The 19,790-nt window shown below is 69.7% G+C and carries 16 protein-coding genes; 6 read left to right on the top strand and 10 right to left on the bottom strand.

Going from position 1 to position 19,790, the window contains the following annotated elements; translation table 11 throughout:
* Positions 1-18: 18 nt before the first annotated feature.
* The 6 genes from ABWV53_RS17315 to fliF are packed head-to-tail and all read right to left on the bottom strand — an operon-like array spanning position 19 to position 6,923.
* Positions 19-1,521 (bottom strand): flagellar hook-length control protein FliK, encoded by a 1,503-nt coding sequence (locus ABWV53_RS17315; protein WP_353367391.1) that lies wholly within the window; start codon positions 1,519-1,521, stop codon positions 19-21.
* Between the two features lie 2 nt (positions 1,522-1,523).
* Entirely contained in the window at positions 1,524-1,988 is a 465-nt protein-coding gene (locus ABWV53_RS17310; protein WP_353367390.1) for a flagellar export protein FliJ, read from the bottom strand.
* Positions 1,989-2,019: 31 nt separating this feature from the next.
* On the bottom strand, positions 2,020-3,432 hold the full coding sequence (fliI, locus tag ABWV53_RS17305; protein ID WP_353367389.1) for a flagellar protein export ATPase FliI: 1,413 nt from the start codon (positions 3,430-3,432) through the stop codon (positions 2,020-2,022).
* Positions 3,422-4,195 carry a FliH/SctL family protein gene (locus ABWV53_RS17300; RefSeq protein WP_353367388.1) on the bottom strand — a complete coding sequence of 258 codons (774 nt, stop codon included), beginning with the start codon at positions 4,193-4,195 and terminating at the stop codon, positions 3,422-3,424. The genes fliI and ABWV53_RS17300 overlap by 11 nt, the downstream gene beginning before the upstream one ends.
* Complete coding sequence (fliG, locus tag ABWV53_RS17295) at positions 4,179-5,174, bottom strand: flagellar motor switch protein FliG (RefSeq protein ID WP_353367387.1); 996 nt, start codon at positions 5,172-5,174, stop codon at positions 4,179-4,181. Before fliG ends, ABWV53_RS17300 begins: the two co-directional genes overlap by 17 nt.
* 27 nt (positions 5,175-5,201) lie before the next feature.
* Positions 5,202-6,923 carry a flagellar basal-body MS-ring/collar protein FliF gene (gene fliF / locus ABWV53_RS17290; RefSeq protein ID WP_353367386.1) on the bottom strand — a complete coding sequence of 574 codons (1,722 nt, stop codon included), beginning with the start codon at positions 6,921-6,923 and terminating at the stop codon, positions 5,202-5,204.
* A gap of 206 nt (positions 6,924-7,129) precedes the next feature.
* Between fliF and fliE the strand changes: the two genes are divergently transcribed.
* Positions 7,130-7,444: a flagellar hook-basal body complex protein FliE gene (gene fliE, locus ABWV53_RS17285; protein ID WP_353367385.1), complete on the top strand. Its 315-nt coding sequence runs from the start codon at positions 7,130-7,132 to the stop codon at positions 7,442-7,444.
* A 241-nt stretch (positions 7,445-7,685) separates the two neighbouring features.
* Here fliE and ABWV53_RS17280 read toward each other — a convergent pair whose 3' ends face one another.
* The 4 genes from ABWV53_RS17280 to ABWV53_RS17265 all read right to left on the bottom strand — a co-directional run bounded on the left by ABWV53_RS17280 (position 7,686) and on the right by ABWV53_RS17265 (position 10,999).
* Positions 7,686-7,985 (bottom strand): flagellar protein FliT, encoded by a 300-nt coding sequence (locus ABWV53_RS17280; RefSeq protein WP_353367384.1) that lies wholly within the window; start codon positions 7,983-7,985, stop codon positions 7,686-7,688.
* 3 nt (positions 7,986-7,988) lie between these two features.
* The gene (gene fliS / locus ABWV53_RS17275; RefSeq protein WP_353367383.1) at positions 7,989-8,438 is read right to left on the bottom strand and encodes a flagellar export chaperone FliS; all 450 of its coding nucleotides are present in this window, start codon (positions 8,436-8,438) and stop codon (positions 7,989-7,991) included.
* Positions 8,439-8,502: 64 nt separating this feature from the next.
* On the bottom strand, positions 8,503-9,942 hold the full coding sequence (gene fliD, locus ABWV53_RS17270) for a flagellar filament capping protein FliD (protein WP_353367382.1): 1,440 nt from the start codon (positions 9,940-9,942) through the stop codon (positions 8,503-8,505).
* A gap of 214 nt (positions 9,943-10,156) precedes the next feature.
* Entirely contained in the window at positions 10,157-10,999 is an 843-nt protein-coding gene (locus ABWV53_RS17265) for a flagellin (protein ID WP_353367381.1), read from the bottom strand.
* A gap of 15 nt (positions 11,000-11,014) precedes the next feature.
* Here ABWV53_RS17265 and ABWV53_RS17260 point away from each other — a divergent pair, with 15 nt between their 5' ends.
* From ABWV53_RS17260 to ABWV53_RS17240, 5 genes are all read left to right on the top strand, one after another.
* Positions 11,015-11,794: a flagellin gene (locus tag ABWV53_RS17260; protein ID WP_353367380.1), complete on the top strand. Its 780-nt coding sequence runs from the start codon at positions 11,015-11,017 to the stop codon at positions 11,792-11,794.
* A gap of 204 nt (positions 11,795-11,998) precedes the next feature.
* Positions 11,999-13,144, top strand: coding sequence for a DegT/DnrJ/EryC1/StrS family aminotransferase (locus tag ABWV53_RS17255; protein ID WP_353367379.1), 1,146 nt, complete (start codon positions 11,999-12,001; stop codon positions 13,142-13,144).
* 52 nt (positions 13,145-13,196) lie between these two features.
* Complete coding sequence (locus tag ABWV53_RS17250; protein WP_353367378.1) at positions 13,197-14,543, top strand: ATP-grasp domain-containing protein; 1,347 nt, start codon at positions 13,197-13,199, stop codon at positions 14,541-14,543.
* Positions 14,536-15,270, top strand: coding sequence for a class I SAM-dependent methyltransferase (locus ABWV53_RS17245; protein WP_353367377.1), 735 nt, complete (start codon positions 14,536-14,538; stop codon positions 15,268-15,270). Before ABWV53_RS17250 ends, ABWV53_RS17245 begins: the two co-directional genes overlap by 8 nt.
* A gap of 32 nt (positions 15,271-15,302) precedes the next feature.
* Positions 15,303-19,709, top strand: coding sequence for a glycosyltransferase (locus tag ABWV53_RS17240; RefSeq protein ID WP_353367376.1), 4,407 nt, complete (start codon positions 15,303-15,305; stop codon positions 19,707-19,709).
* The last annotated feature ends 81 nt before the right edge of the window (positions 19,710-19,790 follow it).

Below are 19,790 nucleotides of genomic sequence, written 5' to 3'. Positions count from 1 at the left end.
GAGATCGTCAACACGTTCTCAGACGAAGATGTCCACCGCCCGCTCGCCGCCGGCCTGGCGCGCGCGGCCGGCTGCGCCCGCTGGCGCGCTCGCCTGCACCATGGCCTGGCGCATGCCCGGGCGCGGGCGGTCGCCGCCCGCGCCCGAGCCGCCGCCGTCCCGCGCGCCGGATGAGCCGGAGGCGCCCACCGTCACGCCCGTCAGCTGCAGCCCCTCGGCCTGCAGCAGCTCGCGCAGCTGGGCCACGCTGCCGTCGAGCAGGTCGCGGGTGCCGGCCTGGTCGCTGCGGAAGGCGATGTGGGCTTCGCTGCCCGAGAGCGACACGGTGACCTGCACCGGCTGGCCGTCGCGGTCCAGCGTCAGTTCGGCGTTCTGGGTGTTCTGGTGCACCCAATAGGCGACCTGCTCGGCCAGGACATCTTCCGCCGCGCGCTGGGCGGCGTCGGCCGACGCGCCGGACAGCTCGGCCGCGAACGCGTCGACGCCGCTGGGCTCGCGGGTGGCTTCGCTCTGGGCTGCGCCAGCCGCCCCAGCGGCCGTGCTCGAGAAGCCGTCTGCGCCCCGGCCGGACGACGACCGGCCGTCGGCGCCAGCGGCGGTATCGGGCTGCGTCGTGAACAGCCCGGACGGCAGAGCAGCCAGGGTCTCACTTGCGGGGCGATGCGAACCGGCGCCACCCGCCGGGATGGCGGCATCCCGATGATCCGTGGCGCCTGCCGGCAGCGCCGTGTTGGTGGCTGCAGCCAGCGCGGCGGCGGCATCCGGCATGGAGGCCCTGGCGGAGTCGGCGGCCCCGGCGCGCAGCGCGGCGGCACCCGGTGCCGCGCCCGCATCCGCAGCGCCTGCCCCGAAGCCCGCCGCGGCCCATGCGGCCTGGAAACGCCCGCCCACGCCGCGCATCGGGGCAGCGACACCCCCGCCCGCGCCAGGCGCGCCGCTGACGGCAGCAGCTTCGGCGGCACCGTCCAGCATGGCGGTCTGGCCGACCAGGCTTTCCACGCCGGCCTTGCCCGCGCCGCGCGCCCAGAGCGCGTTCGATCCGCTCATGGCACCGGAGCCGAAACGGCCATCCGCCAGCGAGACGGATGAAAGGCCCTGGCGCGCCTCGGTCGCATCAGCCCCGGCCGCAGTGCCTGGCATGCCGGACAGCCCGGCGGCCCCCGCCAGCGCGGCCAGCGTGGCGGAATCGGCCGGAGACAACGCGGCACCGGTCGGCGCCCCGCCTGGCGGGAGGGGCGGCAGCAGGGACGGATCGACCCCGAGCGCGGACAGCGCGGACGGCGCGGTCGCCGGGTCACCCTCCTGCGCCAGCGCGTCGACGCCCTCGTCGCTCGCGCCCAGGCCGGAACCCGCGCCATCGCCCAGCGCCGCCAGCAGCAGCGAAAAGCCGTCCTGCGGCGCCTGCCCGGCGCCGGCTTCGGCCATCTTGCCCGGGGCGCGGGTGCCCTGGGCTTCATGCGCCTTGGTGCGCTGGACCGCGCCGGTGTGCGCGGAGGGGCTGCTGCTGCGGGTGGCTTCCATCGTCAAGACTCCTGCCCCGAGGGGCGGTTTTCGGCACGCGCGGACTGGATCGCAGCCCGCTCGTCGGTTTCCTTCTGCTCGCGCCGCGCCTGCACCAGATCGATGTCGCGCTGGCGCTTCTCCAGCACCTTCTTCAGGCTCGCGAGCCGCAGTTCGGCCTGCAGCAGCGCCTGGGCGGCGGCCTGGGCGCGGCCGGCGTGGCCCTCGATCACCCCGCCCTGCATGCCGATGGCGTGCGACAGCCGGTCCATGAACTGGTAGTGGTGGTACATCACTTCCGGCTTGATGGCGGCGTCCGCGCTGAAGCCCCAGCGGCCCTGGGTCTCGGCGGCATAGCCTTCCAGCTGGTCGAGCTGCTGCCGGGCTGCGTGGCGGGCGCGCTCCACGTCCTGCACCGCCTGGCGGGCGGCGTCGCGCTGGCGCTCGGCCATCTCGACTGCGATCTGGAAGGCCTTGAGGGACGACATCGGGATGATCCGGGCGGTGGTGGTTGAGCTCTCACTGGCCCAGCACGCCGGCCATGGCCGTCAGGCTCTGGTCCAGCGACGCCGCCTCGAACATGTCCTGCTGCAGGAAGTCGGCCATGGCCGGCTGCAGGCGGATGGCTTCGTCGAGCTGCGGGTCGGAGCCGCTCATGTAGGCGCCCACCTGGATCAGGTCGCGGCTCTTCTGGTAGCGCGAATACACGGCGCGAAAGCGGCGCGCCATGTCGAAGTGCTCGCGAGAGACCACGTTGTGCATGACGCGCGAGGCCGACTGCTCGATGTCGATGGCCGGGAAGTGGCCGGTTTCGGCCAGCGCGCGCGACAGCACGATGTGGCCGTCCAGGATGGCGCGGGCCGAGTCGGCGATCGGGTCCTGCTGGTCGTCGCCCTCGGACAGCACGGTGTAGAACGCGGTGATGGAGCCCACGCCGTGCAGGCCGTTGCCGCTGCGCTCGACCAGCGCCGGCAGCTTGGCGAAGCAGCTGGGCGGGTAGCCCTTGGTGGCCGGCGGCTCGCCGATGGCGAGCGCGATCTCGCGCTGGGCCATGGCGTAGCGGGTGAGCGAATCCATCAGCAGCAGCACGTGCTGGCCCTTGTCGCGGAAGTGCTCGGCGATGGCGGTGGCATAGGCCGCGCCCTGCATGCGCAACAGCGGCGGCGCATCGGCGGGCGCGGCCACCACCACGGCGCGGCTGCGGTCGCCGGCGCCCAGGATGTCCTCGACGAATTCCTTGACCTCGCGGCCGCGCTCGCCGATCAGTCCCACCACGATCACGTCGGCCTGGGTGTAGCGGGCCATCATGCCCAGCAGCACGCTTTTCCCCACGCCGGAGCCGGCGAAAAGGCCCAGCCGCTGGCCGCGCCCCACCGTCAGCAACGTGTTGATGGCGCGCACGCCGGTGTCCAGCGTCTCGCGCACCGGGTCGCGGTCCATGGCATTGATGGGCCGGCGGTCCATCGGCTCGGACGTGACGGCCGTGAGCGGCCCGGCATGGTCCAGCGGGATGCCCTGCGAATCGATCACGCGGCCCAGCAGGCCGTCGCCCATGGGCAGTCGCAGCATGCCGACGCCGCTCGCGGGCGTCGCGGTGTCTGAAGTGTCGCCCTCCGGCGCGCCCAGGCGCGGCGCCGGCACGAAGGGCGTGGCGGGCGTCACGCTGGCACCGCTCGACAGGCCATGGATGTCGCCCGCCGGCATGAGGAAGGCCTTGTCCGCGGAAAAACCCACCACCTCGGCCAGCACCGGGGCGTGGGACGGCATCTGCACCAGGCACTGCGAGCCCACCGGCACGCGGATGCCGGCGGCCTCCAGCACCAGGCCGGTCAGCCGGGTCAGGGTGCCGCGGCTTTCCAGCGGCGCGGGGACGGCCACGCGGGCGCGGGCATCGGCCATGAAGCGTGTCCAGGCGGCGGCGTCATGCGGCATCGCGCGCTCCAGGGGTGGCGGTGTCGTCGGACGCGTCCGCTGCCGGGGCTTGCCAGGCCGAATCCAGGCCCAGCGCGGCGACGGCCCGCTGCCAGCGCCGGCCCAGCGAGCCATCGACCACGGTGCCGGCCGACTCCACCAGGCAGTCGCCCGGCTGCACGTTCGCATCGGCCACCCAGTGCACCTTGGCGCCGGCGAATTCCTCGCGCAGCGGTTGCTCCAGCAGCGCCCAGTCCTGCGGGCTCAGGCGCACCGTGGCCGGCCGGCCTTCGCCCACCAGGAGGCCGAGGGCCTCGCGCACCACGGGCAGCACGGCCTCGCGGTCGGTGGCCAGCTCGCGGCGCACCACTTGGCGGGCCAGGTCGCAGGCCAGCGCCAGCAACTCCTGCGCCATGCCCTGCTGCAAGCCGTCGAGGCCGGCCAGAGCTGAGCGCGCCAATTGGTCCAGCCGCTCGGCGGCGTCGCGGCCCTGGCCGGCGATGTAGTCGTCCATGCGCTGCTGCCACTCCAGCGCGGCCTCGGCGCGGCCCTGCTCCACGCCGTGGGCATGGGCCTGGGCGCAGGCCTGCTCCAGCAGGGCGAGGTGCTCCGACTCGTCGATGACGACCGGCGGCGGCGGCGCATCGGCCTGCGCCGGGTCCACCGGCGAGGGGGGCGGGATCAGCCCGGCGGCGTTCACCGCGCCGAACTGCCAGGGCGTGGCGCCCGCGACCTCCTCGCTCGGGATGAAGCGCGAGTAGTGCCGGTTATATGAGTGCGTCATCGCCACCGCCGCCCATCACGATCTGGCCTTCTTCGGACAGGCGGCGCACCGTCTTCAGGATTTCCTTCTGCTGCGCCTCGACTTCCGACAGCCGCATCGGGCCGCGCGATTCCAGGTCTTCGCGCATCGCATCGGCGGCGCGGGAGGACATGTTCGAGAGGAACTTCTCGCGCAGCTCGGGCTGCGCGCCCTTCAGGGCCACCACCAGCGTCTCGGACGCCACTTCGCGCAGCACGGTCTGGATGGCGCGGTCGTCGAGCTTCATGACGTCGTCGAACACGAACATCTTGTCCATGATCTTCTGCGCCAGGTCGGGGTCGTAGCCGCGGATGGACTCGAGCACCGTCGCATCCATGCCCGAGCCCAGCAGGTTGATGATCTCGGCGGCCGACTTCACGCCGCCCAGCGAACTCTTGCGGATCTTGTCGCCGCCGGCCAGCACCTTGAACAGCACTTCGTTCAGGTCCTTCAGCGCGGTGGGCTGGATGCCCTCGAGCGTGGCGATGCGCAGCAGCACTTCGCCGCGCTGGCGGTCGCTCAGCTGCATGAGGATGGCGGAGGACTGGTCCGGGTCCAGGTGCACGAGGATGGCCGCGACGATCTGCGGGTGTTCGTTGCGCAGCAGCTCGGCCACCGAGAGCGGGTCCATCCACTTCAGGCTTTCGATGCCCGACACGTCGCCGCCCTGCAGGATGCGGTCGATGAGCAGCGCGGCCTTGTCGTCGCCCAGGGCGCGCTTGAGCACCGATCGCACGTAGTTGCCGGTGTCCGACACCAGCAGGCTCTGCGCCGCCGCGTCGTTGGAGAACCGGTTGATGACCGCGTCCACCTTCTCGCGCGACACCGACTTCATGCGGGCGATGGTTTCGCCCAGCTTCTGCACTTCCTTGGGCGACAGGTGCTTGAAGACCTCGGCCGCCTCTTCCTCGCCCAGCGACATCAGCATGATCGCGGCGTCGTTCAGTCCTTGCTCATCCATGGGGGGCTCGCTCGGGGTGGCGGCGCGTCATTCGCCGTTGACCCAGGTTTTGATGATGTTGGCCACGGCGACCGGATTTTCCTTGGCCAGCGCGCGGGCGTCGTCCAGGCGCAGCTGCTCCGGCGTGGCGGGCACGTTTTCCAGGCGCGCCGGCGTGGGCACGGGCGTGGGGGCGGGCAGCGCCGGGCGCTCCAGCGCCTCGGACTCGATGGCGTCCAGCTGCACCGCCTGGCTGGGCGCGCCGGCGAGAGCGGGCGCCGCCTTCGGCGCGTTCAGGCCCTTGATGGCGGGGCGCACCAGGCCCAGCAGGATCAGCGCGGCGAACAGCGACATGCCCACCGGCCAGCCCAGGCTCCGGGCCAGCTCGATCATTTCGGGCTGCTTCCAGAGCGGCAGGTCCACCGGCGTCGTGACGTCCACCAGGAAGGGCGTGTTCATCAGGTTGACCGAGTCGCCGCGTTCCTTGTTGAAGCCGATGGTCTCGCGCACCAGGGCAGTCATCTGTTCCAGCTGCTGCGGGGTCAGGGCCTTGCCGCCGGGGGCCGACTTGCCGTCGCCCTCCCCGGCCGGCTGGTAGTTGACGACCACGGCCGCGCTCACCCGCTTGATGGCGCCGCTGCCGCCGCGCGTGACGCGGGTGGTCTTGTCCACTTCGTAATTGGTCACCGACTCGCGCTTGGTCTGCGCCGGCTGGCCGTTCTGCTGGCCTGCGGCGACGGGCGCCGGGTTGGCGCCGTTGACGGGCGCCGTCGCGCCCTGGGGCGGCTGGTTGGTGACGGCGCCTGGCACGCCGGTGGGCAGCTGCGAGCCCGGCGCCTGGCCGGAGCTCTCCACCACCTGCTGGCTGCGCACGGCGCTGCTGTCGGGCGTCTGGTTGGGACGGTGCTGCTCGGAGGTCGACTCGGTCTGGCTGAAGTCCACGTCGGCCGTGACCTGCGCCTTCACGTTGTTCTTGCCCACCACCGGCTCCAGGATGTCCAGGATGCGGCGGGTGTATTGCTGCTCGATCTGCTGCACGTAGCTCAGTTGCTGGCCGTCCACGGCGGCGCCGGCGGCCGAATCGGGCGACTGCGACAGCAGCTTGCCGCTGTCGTCCAGCACGCTGACGGCGCTGGGCGCCATCTCGGGCACGCTGGAAGACACCAGGTGCACGATGCCCGCGAGCTGGGTGCGGTCCAGGAAGCGGCCGGGGTAGAGGCTCACCAGCACCGAGGCGGAAGGCTTTTGCTGTTCGCGAAAAAAACCGTTCTGGTTGGGCAGCGCCAGGTGCACGCGGGCGCTCTGGATGGACGACAGCGCCTGGATCGAGCGGGTCAGCTCGCCCTCCAGCCCGCGCTGGAAGTTCAGCCGCTCCTGGAACTGCGTCACGCCGAAGCGGCTGGTCTCCATCAGCTCGAAGCCGGTGACCGAACCCTTGGGCAGGCCCTGGGTGGCCAGGCGCAGGCGCACGTCGTGCACGCGCTCGGCCGGGATCATGATGGCGCCGCCGCCCTCGGCGTACTTGTAGGGCACGTTCATGGTGGACAGCTGCGCCACGATGGCGCCGCCGTCCTTGTCGCTCAGGTTGGAAAACAGCACCCGGTAGTCGGGCTGGCGGCTGAACACCACCGCCGCCAGCACGCCGCCCACGAGCAGCACCAGCCCCAGACCCAGGCGCAACCGTGCCGACCGGTCGAGACCGGCCAGGCGCTGCATCCACGAAGGGGTGCCGGCGGATGGGAGTTGAGGGAGTTCGGCGACTGCGGACATCGTGCTTTCCAGTATGTCAGTCCAGGGCGGGGCTCTGGCGGTGTGGCGATTATTCGGCACCCCCCTGCCCCACGTTCGCTGGATAAAGCGCGCCTTTGACCATCATTTCCGCACGATGGGTCGGCGCCACCCGCCTACGATCACCCCATTCTCAAAGCACCTTCGCCGCGAGCCGACCTCCCCGCCACCTTCCCGAGCACACCGCCATGGACCTCCGCATCTCTCCCGGCACCGCCCCGCTGTCCGGCACCGGCCTGGCCCGACGCATCACGGCGCCGCAGGAAGGCGCCGCCCAGGAAGTGGGCTTCTCGAACGCGCTCAAGGGCGCCCTGCAGTCGGTGAGCGCGGCGCAGAACCGCTCGAGCGACCTGCAGCGGGAAGTGCAGTTCGAGAACCCGAACGTGAGCATCGAAGAGACCATGGTCGCCATGCAGAAGGCGCAGGTGGGATTCCAGGCCACGCTGCACGTGCGCAACCGCATGGTGCAGGCCTACAGCGACATCATGAACATGCAGGTGTGACCGCCCAAGCGGCGGCACGGCCTTTTGCTATATTTTTCATAGCTGCACGCGCTTGATTCATGGGCGCTGGCGCCTGATTTGGCTTTGAAACAGCGCCTACCCGCCCGCCTGGCGGACTTTCCCGCACGCCCACCCCCCAAAGTCAAAACGCCTCGCTCCTGTCACAGGGCGAGGCGTTTTCGCTCTCCTTGCCGCCGGGGCGTCGGCCCCGGGGCGATGGCGTGGTGGGCGCCGGCGGCCGTCAGTGCATCACCACCGGCTGGCGTTCGAACAGGTGTTCGAACTGCGACAGCCAGGGCTCGGCCAGGCAGCGGATCTCCGCGTCGTTGCGCAGGATGCGCTGCATGATGCGGGTCTTTTCGCGGCGGTGCTCGGGCAGCAGCTCCTGGGCCTGCGCCTCGTAGCGCAGGCGCTCGATCAGCACGGCGCAGGTGCCTTCGTAGCGGACGACGCCGTCCCAGTCCTTCATCTTGGCGGCTTCCAGCATCTTGGCGCTGCTGTCTTCGATGGCTTTGTAGTAGTCGATCAACATTTCAGGCATTTCTCAGGCCTCCGCCATCACGGTCTGCGCGGGGTCGTTGGCGGCCTTGGCGTTCGCCAGGCCGGCTTTCTTCATCTCGTTCCAGCCCTGGGCCAGCGGCTCGATCAGCTGGGCCACCTCGGCCAGCAGGGCGTCGTCGTTGCGTGCATTGGCCAGGATGAGCCGGCGCAGGGCGTAGTCGTACAGCGCGTCCAGGTTGCTGGCCAGCGTGCCGCCGGCTTCCCGGTCGAGCGCGGTGCGCAGGCCTTCCTCCAGGATGCGCACGGCGCGGCTGATGCCGTTGCACTTGCCGGCCACGTCGCCCCGGGCCATGGCGCCGCGGGCGGTGGCGATGGAATTGAGCACCCCGGCATACAGCAGGCTGACCAGCTGGTGCTGGTCGATGGTGTGCATGCTGGTCTCGACGTTGATGCGCTGGTAGGCGGAGGCGGCACGGGGGGAGGCGCTGAACATGGCGGGCTTCTTTCCTGGACTGGTTATTCCGTTTATCGGCGCTCGGCCGAAAAACTGAAGCCTTTCAGCGTGACTTGTTCCAGGTGGTGACCTGCTGGCTGATGTAGCTGTTGAGCGCGTTCAGCCCGGCCATCTTGGTGTCCAGGGCGGTGTAGCGGTCGGTCAGGTTCTTCTGCATCCGGTCGGCGCGGTCAGTGATGGTTTCGGTGTCCTGCGCGTTGCGCTTGAGCGCGTCGTCATAGGTCTTGGCCTTGGTGGCGAAGAAGCCGCCGCTGTCCAGCAGCTTGGTCGTCACGCCCTTGAATTTCTCGGCGAAGCCGTCGGTCGGCGTGCCGTCGTCCGGGCCGCGGAAGAACGCCTTGACCGCGTCCGGGTCGGCCATCGCCTTGTCGAACTTGGTGGCGTCCAGCCGCAGGCTGCCATTGGGTGTCGTGTTGCCCGTCCCGCCATCGACCACCACGCCGATGTCCGACAGGTTGCGCAGCGCGCCATTGCCGATGACGCTTTGCAGCGCCATGCGCAGCGTGTTCTGCAGCGTGATGGCGGACGAGTCGCCCTGGAGCAGCGCGCCGCTCTTGGTGGACTGGTCGTAGGCCGTGGCGTCGTTCAGCGCGCTGTTGAGGGCGTTGTACGCGGTGACGAACGCCTGCACGTTGGCCTTCACGGCGGAATTGTCCTTGGCCACCGTGATGGTGATCGGGTCGGTGGTGGTCGACTTGGCGGTGAAGGTCACGCCGGCCACGGTATCGGCGAACACGTCGGTGGCCGAAGTCACGGCGATGCCGTTGACCGTGGCGTTCGCGTTCAGGGCGAACTCCGTGGTCGAGCCCGTGACCAGCCGCGACAGGCCGGTGCTGTCGCCCTGCGTGCCATCGGCATCGGTCACCGACAGCTGGTAGCCGGCCGCCTCGCCCGTGGTCTTGCTGCGCAGCATCAGCCGCTCGCCGCTCGCGTCGTTGAGGATGGTCGCCGTCACGTTGGCGCCCGAGCCATTGATCTTGCCGGCGATGTCCGCCAGGGTGTCGGTGGCGGACACGTCGATGTTCACCGCCTTGGCCGTGCCGGCCGTGAAGGTCTTGGGGGTGCCGGCCCAGGCGCCGACTTCCAGCTTGAGCGTGCCGGCGCCCACCGGCTCCTTGGCGGGCTGCAGCGAGGCCGAGATGGACGACTGCGCCTTGGCCAGGTTCTGCACCTGCACCGAAAAGGACGTGGGCGAGGCGCCGCCCACGGCGCTGACCGAGACCTGGTCGCTCTTGGAGGACGTGGCGCTCACGCCGTTCCAGCCGGTGACGCTGGTGAGCTTGCCCAGGGAGTCCGACAAGGTGGACACCATGGATTTGAACTGCCCGAAGGCCGACACCTTGGCCTTAGTGAGAGCCGCCTGCTGCTGCAGGCCGCCCGTCTTGGTGATGGGCAGCTTGACCGCATCGACCGATGCCTTGATCAGACCATTGACGTCGACGTTGCCACCGAGACCGATTCCCAGGGATGAAAAGCTAGCCATGGTCCGTTTCCTCTCAGCGCATCAATTTGGATCAACGCAGATTATGGAAGCACGCCGGGCGCCGCATCGGGCCGATAAGACCGGGAGAATCCACCCAATCCGGCGGCTACTGTCGCGCCGCCGCCAGCGACAAAGCGGTGGCGAATGCATCGCCACCGCTTCGGACAGGCGGGCGGGCCGCCGGGGCCCGCCGCGCCTGGAGGCGCTGCTTCGATTAACGCAGCAGGGACAGCACGCCCTGGGGCAGCTGGTTGGCCTGGGCGACCATCGCCGTGCCGGCCTGCTGCAGGATCTGCGAGCGCGACAGGTTGGCGGTTTCCGAGGCGAAGTCGGCGTCTTGAATACGGCCGCGCGAGGCGGACATGTTCTCGGCCGTGCTCTGCAGGTTGTTCACCGTGGTCTCGAAGCGCGACTGCAAGGCGCCGAAGCTGGCACGCTGCCCGTTCACCGCCGCCAGGGCCGAGTCGATGATCTTCAGGGCGCGGGTGGCGCCGTCGACCGTCGAGACGTCGATGGTGTTGACGGCCTTCTGGGTGGACGCGGTCGGCGAGGCGGTGGTCATGGTGCCGCCGGTGCCGGACACGGTGAAGCCCTTGTCGGAGTTGTATTCCACGGTGCCGCGCGAGGCCACCGTCACGCCCGTGGCCGCGGTGGTGCCCGTCGTGAAGGTCAGCGTGTCGGCGCTCGCGTCCTGCGAGGCCAGCGTGATGCTGCCGGCGCTGCCCGAGCCGTTGGCGATGTTGATGTCCTTGCCGCTTTCGTTGGTCAGCACCAGGCCGTCGTTGTTGCTGTTGAGCTTGGCGGTGATGCCGGTCTGCGAGGCGGAATCGTTGATGGCCTTCATCGCGTCGGCCAGGCCAGCGGGCGTGTTGGTGGCGCTGACGTTGAACGTCACGTTGGCCGCCGTGCTGTTGTCACCCTTGACCGCCAGGCTGAAGGAACCGGTGGCACCGAACTTCAGCTCGGAGACGTTGCGGGCCACGGCCGTGACGCCCGTGGTGTCGGAGGCGGCATTGACGGCCGAGGCGATGTCGGCAGCGGTGCCCGAGGCGGCCACGTTGATCGTCTTGCTTTGCAGGCCGGCGATGGTGATGGCACCCGAGGCGGCACCGGTTCCTTCAGCCTGGCGGTCAAGGGCGACAACAGCACGGCGGCCAACGTGACGTTCAACGTCAGCGCGGCCAACACGCCGGCCGGCCTGTCGGATGCCATGAAGGCCATCAACGATTCCGCCTCGCAGACCGGCATCACCGCCAAGCTCAACAGCAACAACGACGGCCTGGTGCTGACCAACGAAAGCGGCAAGGACATCAACATCGCCAACGGCTCGGGCAGCGCCGGCAGCATCACGCTGGCGTCGCAGAACGCGACCTCCAGCCTGAGCTCGGACACCCTGACGTTCACCGCCGCCACCACCGCCGCCACGGGCGTGACGGTGGCCTCGCGCGGCACGGTGGAATACAGCTCCGACAAGGGCTACACGGTGGGCGGCACCGGCGACACGATGACGACGGCCACGGCCACGGCCTCCACCCAGAAGGCCGTGAACACGATCGACGTCTCCACCGCCGAAGGCGCGACGCGCGCCCTCAAGGTGATCGACTCGGCCCTGGCGGCGGTGAACGGGCAGCGGGCCAGCTTCGGCGCCTTGCAGTCTCGCTTCGAGACCACCATCGCCAACCTGAACACCTCGTCCGAAAACATGTCCGCCTCGCGCGGCCGTATTCAAGACGCGGACTTCGCCTCGGAAACCGCCAACCTGTCGCGCGCGCAGATCCTGCAGCAGGCCGGCACGGCCATGGTGGCCCAGGCCAACCAGATTCCGCAGGGCGTGTTGTCGCTGCTGAAGTAAGCGAACGGGGCGGATCGCGCTTAAGCTCCATGGGTGGCGCCGGCCAGCGCCTGCAGTGGGCGCCCGGTGTTCAGTCCGGGAGCCAAGCGAGATCCGCAGGGCGGCAGCGCCCGCCTGCGCCCTGGACTCCGAGTCCACCGCCATGCCGCCGCTGCGCTGCCGGCCCGACCTCGCGGCGTCTGTAGAGAGAAAAGGGATCCCTCCATGTCGGAACGGCAGCCAGAAAGCCCGGTCTATGTCACGCAGCCGTATCTTCCGCCCCTGGAGGAGTTCCTTCCGTACCTGAAGGACATCTGGGACCGCAAGATCCTCACCAACAACGGTCCGTGCCACCAGGAGCTTGAATCCCGCCTGCAGGAATACCTGGGGCTGCCGCACATCTCCCTGTTCGCGAACGGCACCATCGCGCTGGTGACGGCGCTGCAGGCGCTGCGCATCACGGGGGAGGTCATCACCACACCCTACAGCTTCGTGGCCACGGCCCATTCGCTGCTCTGGAACGGCATCAAGCCCGTGTTCGTGGACATCGACCCCGCCACGCTGAACCTGGACCCCGCCCAGGTGGAGGCGGCGATCACGCCCCAGACCACCGCGATCCTGCCCGTGCACTGCTATGGCCACCCCTGCGACGTGGCCGCGATCCAGGACATCGCCGACAACTACGGCCTGCGGGTGATCTACGACGCCGCCCATGCCTTCGGCGTCTGCGACGAGGAAGGCAGCCTGCTGCGGCATGGCGATCTGTCCGTGCTGAGCTTTCACGCCACCAAGGTCTTCAATACCTTCGAAGGCGGCGCCATCGTCAGCCCCGACGCACGGACCAAGCGGCGCATCGACCATCTGAAGAACTTCGGCTTCGTCGATGAAGTGACGGTGGTGGCGCCGGGCATCAACGGGAAGATGAGCGAGATCAACGCGGCGTTCGGGCTGCTGCAGCTGCAGCACATCGACAAGGTGATCGCCCGCAGGGCCGAGATCCACGGGCGCTACCGGCAGCTGCTGTCCGGCATTCCAGGCATTTCGCTCGTCCAGAGCCAGGCCCACCGGCACAACCACGCCTACTTCCCGATTCTCGTGGACGAGAATTACCCCATTTCGCGCGATGCGCTCTACGACCACCTGAAACTCCACGGGGTGCACGGGCGCCGGTACTTCCACCCGCCCATCAGCAGCTTTCCGATGTACAAGGCGCTGCCTTCCGCCCAGGCCCAGAACCTGCCGAACGCGCACCGCGCCTCCGCCTCCATCCTGTGCCTGCCCATGTACCCGGCCCTGGAAGACGGCACGGTCGAGCGGGTGGCGTCCCTCATCAGGGACGTGGGGGCCGGCGCGGTAGCGGCAGCCGCATAGGCCGGCCGCGCCGCGCGCCAGGCGTCGACGCCCCCACTACCACCAGCACCCCATGGCCAGCCCCAGCGCAATGCACGAACGCAGGATCCTCATCTTCCCGGCCGGCACGGAAATCGGCCTGGAGATCTTCGCGGCGCTCAAGGGCTGCCGCAACGTGCGCCTGTTCGCGGCAGGCGAAGACGTCTCCAACCACGCCCGGCATCTCTACCCCGACTACCACGTGCTGCCCCACGTCAGCCATCCCGCCTTCTCATCGGCCATGGCCGAGCTCTGCGCGGGGCTGGACATCGGCTACCTCTTTCCGGCGCACGACGACGCACTGACGGCGCTCACCGCGCTGCGCGGGCAACTGCCCGCCATCGTCGTGGCGCCGTCCGAGGCGACCTGCGCCACGACGCGGTCCAAGCGTGCCACCTACCGGTGCCTGTCCGAGGTCGTCCGCACGCCCCGGGTGTTCGAGGACGTTGCCGCCATCGACGCATTTCCCGTGTTCGTCAAGCCCGACCGGGGCCAGGGTTCGCTAAACGCCGTGCGCGCGGACGATGCGCAGCAACTGGCGCACGCCCTGCGAACCGCCCACGACCCGCTGGTGTGCGAATACCTCCCCGGCGAGGAGTACACGGTGGATTGCCTGTCCTCGCTTCGGCAAGGACTGCTCTTTTGCCATGCCCGGCGCCGGGACCGGGTGCGCAGCGGCATCTCCAACTGCACCGTCACGGTCGAGCTGCCCGGCATCGACGCCATGGCCGCGGCCATCTCGACCAGGCTGGGCATGCGGGGGGCCTGGTTCTTCCAGGTGAAGCGCTCGGCGGCGGGCGAGCTGACCTTGCTGGAAGTGGCGCCCCGCATCGCCGGCGCCATGGCCGCCCACCGGGTGCAGGGCGTCAACTTCCCCCTGCTCAGCCTGATGGAGCAGGAAGGGCTGGACCTTCGCATCCTGCCCCATACCGGAGTGGTGGAGCTCGATCGCAGCCTGCGCAACCGGTACCGGCACGCCATCGCGTTCGACCGCCTGTACATCGACCTCGACGACACGCTGCTGCTGAACGGCGAAGTGCAGCTGGATGCCCTGAAGCTGGTCTTCCAGTGCATCAACGCCGGCAAGCCGGTGACACTGCTGACCCGGCACGCCTCGGACGTCGGCGTGACGCTGCGGCGGCACAGGCTGCACGGCCTGTTCGACGCCGTGATCCACATCACCGACGGCGGCAGGAAGTCGGCCCACATCGCGCCCGGGGGGCGGCCGATCTTCGTGGACGACAGTTTTTCCGAGCGCCAGGAAGTGCAGGCGCTCCTGGGCATTCCGACCTTCGACCTGAGCATGATCGAGCTGCTGACCGAGCAGAGCCTTGCACAGGGCACTCCCCTTCCCTCACGAGAACACGCCGCCCATGGATGAAAAGACGTTCCTGGAAAGTCTGGCCGCGACCTACACCACGGCCGACAGCCCGCAGGACGCCGCGATCAGGTCGATGGCGCTGCGCACCTTCATGCCCCATTTCGAGCCGGAAAGCCGCGCGCTGGAGCTGGGTTGCGACGCCGGTTACATGACGAGGTTGCTTGCGCCGCACTTCCGCAGCCTGACCGTGGTGGATGGCTCATCCATCTTTCTCGACAAGGCGCGGTCCCAGGGCATCCCGAATGCGGTCTTCATCCAGTCGCTCTTCGAGGAATTCGAGCCGGCCCAGGCCTACGACCACATCTTCCTGAGCTATGTGCTGGAACACGTGCTGGACCCAAGGGCCCTGCTGCACAAGGTGCGCACGCTGCTGGCGCCGCGCGGGAAGGCCTACATCGTCGTGCCGAACGAGCGCGCCCTCTCCCGGCAGATGGCCCGCCACATGGGGCTGATCGACACACTGGACACGATGACCGACAACGACCGGCGGCACGGCCACCGGCGGACCTACGACCGCGTCAAGCTCGACCGGGACATCACGGCCGCGGGGCTCGTCAGCCTGCATTCGGGGGGGCTGATGCTCAAGCCCTTCGCCGACTTCCAGCTCAATGCCATGCACGCCAGCGGCCTCCTCGGAGCGCCTCAGCTGGAAGGCCTGTACCGGCTCGGGCTGGAGTACCCGGACCTGGCAGGCTCCCTCTTTTCCGTCTGCCGCGCAGCCGCCTGACGGACGGCGACACCCGCACCACTCATCCCACCATGGCACCAGACACATCCGCTCCCTTCACCTGCCCGGTCTGCGGCAGCGGCGTGGAGCACTTCCTGCCCGTACCGGACCACTACGCCTCGTCCCTGAAGCAGCACCGGGCGGCGTTCTCGCTGGACGACTTCGAAACCCTGAACACCCGGCAATACAGCTGCCCCGCCTGCATGGCATCGGACCGCGACCGCCTGTATGCCTACTTCGTTCGGCGCCAGTTGCTGCGCCCCGGTTTGCCGCCGCTGCGGATCCTGGACATCGCGCCAGCGCCGGCGCTGTCGGCCATGCTGCGCGGGCTGGGCGGCCGCAACTACCGCTCGGCGGATCTGTATTCGCCCCTGGCCGACGACCGCGTGGACATCACCGACATGCAGGCGTACGCGGATGCCTCGTTCGATCTCATCGTCTGCTCGCACGTGCTGGAACACGTCGGCGACGACCGGGCCGCGATGCGGGAACTGCACCGGGTCCTGGCGCCGGGAGGCTGCGCGATCCTGATGGTGCCCCTGCTGACCACGGCCACCGCCACCGACGAGGACCCGCAGGAGAGCCGCGTCGAGGAGCGCTGGCGCCGGTTCGGCCAGGACGACCACATCCGGCTTTATGCCAAGGCCGACTTCCTGGAGCGCCTGCGGCAGGCAGGCTTTGCCATGCAGGCGCTGGATTTGGCCGATTTCGGCGATGCCGCGTTCTCCGAGTTCGGGATCGATCCGGGGTCCGTCCTGCACGTGGGGCGCAAGCCCGTGGAGCCGGGCTGCAGCCAGCCCAGTTGGCTGGTGCCGCGGGCGTTGCCGCCCGAAGGCGACCAGGACGCCGGGCACGCCGGCCGGCCCGTGCGGGTCACGGTGGCCATCCCGGCCTACAAGGCGACATACCTCGACGCGGCGCTGCAGAGCGCGCTGACGCAGGACTTCGACTCGTTCGAGATCGTGGTCTGCGACGACAGCCGGGGCGACGCCGTGGAACGCGCGGTGGCGCCCTACCTGGACGGCGGCCTGGCGCTGCGGTTCTCGCCCGTCGCCGTCCGCTACTTCCGCAATGCCGAGCCGCTGGGCGAGGAAGGCAACGTCGGCCGGTGCATCCGGCTGGCGCGGGGCGACTACATCAAGTTCCTCTACGACGACGACATCCTGCTGCCCGACTGCCTGCGAACCCTCGCCGAGGTGCTGGACCGGCACCCGGACGTCTCGCTGGTTTCGACGCGCCGGGTGGTCATCGACGAGCACGGCCAGCGGCAGGGCGACATCGCCGCGACCCAGCATCCCTTCACGCAGGACGTTCTGATCGAGGGGGCGGAACTCGTCTCGGTTCTGGCCGACTGGACCCTGAACTTCATCGGCGAGCCCAGCACCGTCATGGTGCGCCGCGCCGATGTGCTGCCCCTCGCGGGCCGGCAGTTCTCGCTCGACAACGAGCCCGTCTACTGGCTGGGCGACATGACCCTGCATGTGCAGCTGCTGCGGCAGGGGCATCTGGCGCTGCTGCAGGCGCCGCTTTCCTGCCTGCGGGTGTCGCAGGAGCAGACCAGCCAGCTCGGCCGGATCCACTCCCAGATCGGCAGGGAGCGCTACGCCTATTTCCGGCGCACGCTGAGGCAACGGGGGTGGGTCAGGCCGCACAACAACCAGTTCGTCCGCGTCACCCCGCTGGATACCCCCGGGATGTTCGACACCGTCGACCTGGGCACCCGCCTGGAGCGCATGTCCCGCGGAGAGCCACCGCTGCTCGACGCACTGGGGCCCTGGCTCGCCGCGCGCCAGCCCAGCGCCGTGCAGGTGGAGCAGATGAAAGAGGCGCTGGAGGCGGCGGCCGCACCGCTCTGCCTGCGCATCTACGTGCGCGACGCCCAGCACGACGGCGCGCGAGTGGCTGCCACGCTGGCCAGCCTGCAGGCCCTGCGGGTGCCGGGGCTGGATCTGCAGGCGGTGGTGCTGACCCCGTCTCCCGGCCCGCAGCAGGAGGGGGTGGCCTGCGTGGCGGCGTCCGCAGCGGACTGGCCGGCGGCGGTCAACCGGGACATCGCCGCCCATGCCGCCGACTGGCTGCTGATCGTGGAGGCCGGGGAGACTTTCACCGCCTACGGCCTGTGGACGCTGCTGCTGGAAGCCGGTGGCGTGGCCGATTGCCGCGCCGTCTATGCCGACGAGCTGGTGCGGGCGGGCAACGGCAGCTGGGGCACGCTCTTTCGCCCGGACTTCAATCTCGACCTGCTGCTGTCGTGCCCGCAGGCCATGGCCGGGCACTGGCTGTGGCGGCGCGAGGCGTTCCTGCAGGCGGAGGGCTTCGATCCCGAGGCCGCCGAGGCGGCGGAGTTCGACCTCATCCTGCGGCTGATCGCTGCCGACGGCATCGGCGGTCTGGGCCACGTCAGCGAACCCCTGCTCGTCTCCGCCCTGCCGCACCTGGCCAGCCGGCCGGCCGAGGTCGAGGCGATCGCGAGGCACCTGCATGCCCGCGGCTACACCGAGGCCCGCGTGGATTCCAGCCTGCCCGGGCGCTACCGCATCCGCTACGGCCACGCGGGGACGCCGCCCGTCTCCATCATCATCCCCACCAAGGACCAGTTCGCGATGGTGGAGCGCTGCGTCAGCTCGCTGCTGGAGAAGACGACCTACCAGAACTACGAGATCATCCTCGTGGACAACCAGAGCACGGAGCCCGCCGCCTGCGCCTGGCTGGACGGGCTGCAGGCGCTGGGCGACCCGCGCATCCGCGTGCTGCGCTACCCGCACCCGTTCAACTATTCCGCCATCAACAACGCGGCCGTCCAGCAGGCCCGGGGCGAATACATCGTCCTGCTGAACAACGACACCGCCACGCTGCGCGGCGACTGGCTGGACGCCCTGCTCAACCACGCGCAGCGGCCCGAAGTGGGCATCGTCGGCGCGAAGCTGCTGCATGCCGACGGCACCATCCAGCATGCGGGCGTGGTGCTTGGGCTGCGCGGCCCGGCCGAGCACCCGTTCATCGGGCTGCCGGCCGATGCGCCGGGCTACATGCACCGCCTGGAGGTGGACCAGAACTACAGCGCCGTGACGGCGGCCTGCATGATGGTGCGGCGCTCGGTGTACGACGCGGTGGGCGGCCTCGACGAAGAGGCGTTCAAGGTGTCCTACAACGACGTGGACCTGTGCCTGAAGGTGCGGCAGGCCGGCTACCTGATCGTCTGGACGCCGCACGCCGTGCTGCTGCACGAGGGCAATGTGAGCCAGAAGTCGGTTGATGCGGCCACGCAGGAAGCCAAGCGCGCGCGCTTCATGGCCGAGCAGGACGCGATGTACCGCAAGTGGCTGCCCGCCATCGCGCACGATGGCGCCTACAACCCCAACCTGACCCTGGCCGGAACCGGTTTCGACGTCGAGACCGACGCCGCCGCCAACCGACGCCCCCTGCCCTGGCGCCCCCAGCCCGTGGTGCTGGCCCTGGCCGCCGACACCGCCGGCTGCGGCCACTACCGGGTGCTGGAGCCCGTGCGCGCCATGCACGCGAGCGGCATCGCCGATGCGCGGTTCAGCGGCCGCTACTTCACGCTGGAGGAACTGGAGCGCCTGCAGCCCGACACGCTGGTGCTGCAGCGCCAGGTGACCGAGCCGCAGATCGAGCTGATCCAGCGCATCCGGCGCCTGCGCCCGAGCTTCATGGTGGCCGAACTCGACGACTACCTGCCCAACCTGCCGATGAAGAACACGCACCGCAGCGAGATGCCCAAGGACGTGCTGCGGCACCTGCGGCGCTCGGTGGCGCTGGCGGACCGCTTCGTCGTCTCCACGCCCGCGCTGGCGGAAGCCTTCGCCGGCTTCCACGACGACCTGCGCGTGGTGCAGAACCGCCTGCCCCCCCGCTGGTGGCGCGGCCTGCAGAGCAGCCGGCGCGCCGGTGGCCGCCCGCGCGTGGGCTGGGCCGGGGGTATCAGCCACCAGGGCGACCTGGAACTGATCGTCGACGTGGTCAAGGCGCTGCACCAGGAGGTCGACTGGGTCTTCTTCGGCATGGCGCCGGAGGCGGTGCGGCCTTATCTGCGCGAATTCCACGGCCCGGTGCCGATCGAACGCTACCCCCGCGCCCTGGCCCAGCTCAACCTCGACCTGGCGCTGGCGCCGCTCGAGCAGAACCTCTTCAACGAATGCAAGAGCAACCTGCGCCTGCTGGAATACGGCGCCTGCGGCTATCCGGTGGTGTGCAGCGACGTGCGGCCCTACCAGGGTGCGCTGCCGGTCACCCGCGTCAAGAACCGGTTCAAGGACTGGGTGGATGCCATCCGGTCGCATGTCCACGACCTGGACGCGGCCGCCGCGGCGGGCGACCGGCTGAAGGCAGCGGTCGAAGCCGACTGGATGCTGGAGGGCCGCCACCTGCAAGGTTGGCTGCGCGCCTGGCTGCCGGACGGCGGTCAACCCGGGAATTGAAGGGCATTCGCCGCTCAAGTGCGCAGGCTACATACCGATACCCTTGTTAGCATCGGTATCCAGGCGCGGGCGTCTGTCATC

The organism is Acidovorax sp. FG27 (assembly GCF_040365715.1).
Taxonomy (GTDB): Bacteria; Pseudomonadota; Gammaproteobacteria; order Burkholderiales; family Burkholderiaceae_C; genus Paracidovorax.
This window is presented reverse-complemented; position numbering and strand designations above follow the sequence as displayed.

Coding starts and splice junctions, on each gene's coding strand:
- ABWV53_RS17315 (WP_353367391.1), bottom strand. CDS start 1,521: ATGGAAGCCACCCGCAGCAGCAGCCCCTCCGCGCACACCGGCGCGGTC.
- ABWV53_RS17310 (WP_353367390.1), bottom strand. CDS start 1,988: ATGTCGTCCCTCAAGGCCTTCCAGATCGCAGTCGAGATGGCCGAGCGC.
- fliI (WP_353367389.1), bottom strand. CDS start 3,432: ATGCCGCATGACGCCGCCGCCTGGACACGCTTCATGGCCGATGCCCGC.
- ABWV53_RS17300 (WP_353367388.1), bottom strand. CDS start 4,195: ATGACGCACTCATATAACCGGCACTACTCGCGCTTCATCCCGAGCGAG.
- fliG (WP_353367387.1), bottom strand. CDS start 5,174: ATGGATGAGCAAGGACTGAACGACGCCGCGATCATGCTGATGTCGCTG.
- fliF (WP_353367386.1), bottom strand. CDS start 6,923: ATGTCCGCAGTCGCCGAACTCCCTCAACTCCCATCCGCCGGCACCCCT.
- fliE (WP_353367385.1), top strand. CDS start 7,130: ATGGACCTCCGCATCTCTCCCGGCACCGCCCCGCTGTCCGGCACCGGC.
- ABWV53_RS17280 (WP_353367384.1), bottom strand. CDS start 7,985: ATGCCTGAAATGTTGATCGACTACTACAAAGCCATCGAAGACAGCAGC.
- fliS (WP_353367383.1), bottom strand. CDS start 8,438: ATGTTCAGCGCCTCCCCCCGTGCCGCCTCCGCCTACCAGCGCATCAAC.
- fliD (WP_353367382.1), bottom strand. CDS start 9,942: ATGGCTAGCTTTTCATCCCTGGGAATCGGTCTCGGTGGCAACGTCGAC.
- ABWV53_RS17255 (WP_353367379.1), top strand. CDS start 11,999: ATGTCGGAACGGCAGCCAGAAAGCCCGGTCTATGTCACGCAGCCGTAT.
- ABWV53_RS17250 (WP_353367378.1), top strand. CDS start 13,197: ATGGCCAGCCCCAGCGCAATGCACGAACGCAGGATCCTCATCTTCCCG.
- ABWV53_RS17245 (WP_353367377.1), top strand. CDS start 14,536: ATGGATGAAAAGACGTTCCTGGAAAGTCTGGCCGCGACCTACACCACG.
- ABWV53_RS17240 (WP_353367376.1), top strand. CDS start 15,303: ATGGCACCAGACACATCCGCTCCCTTCACCTGCCCGGTCTGCGGCAGC.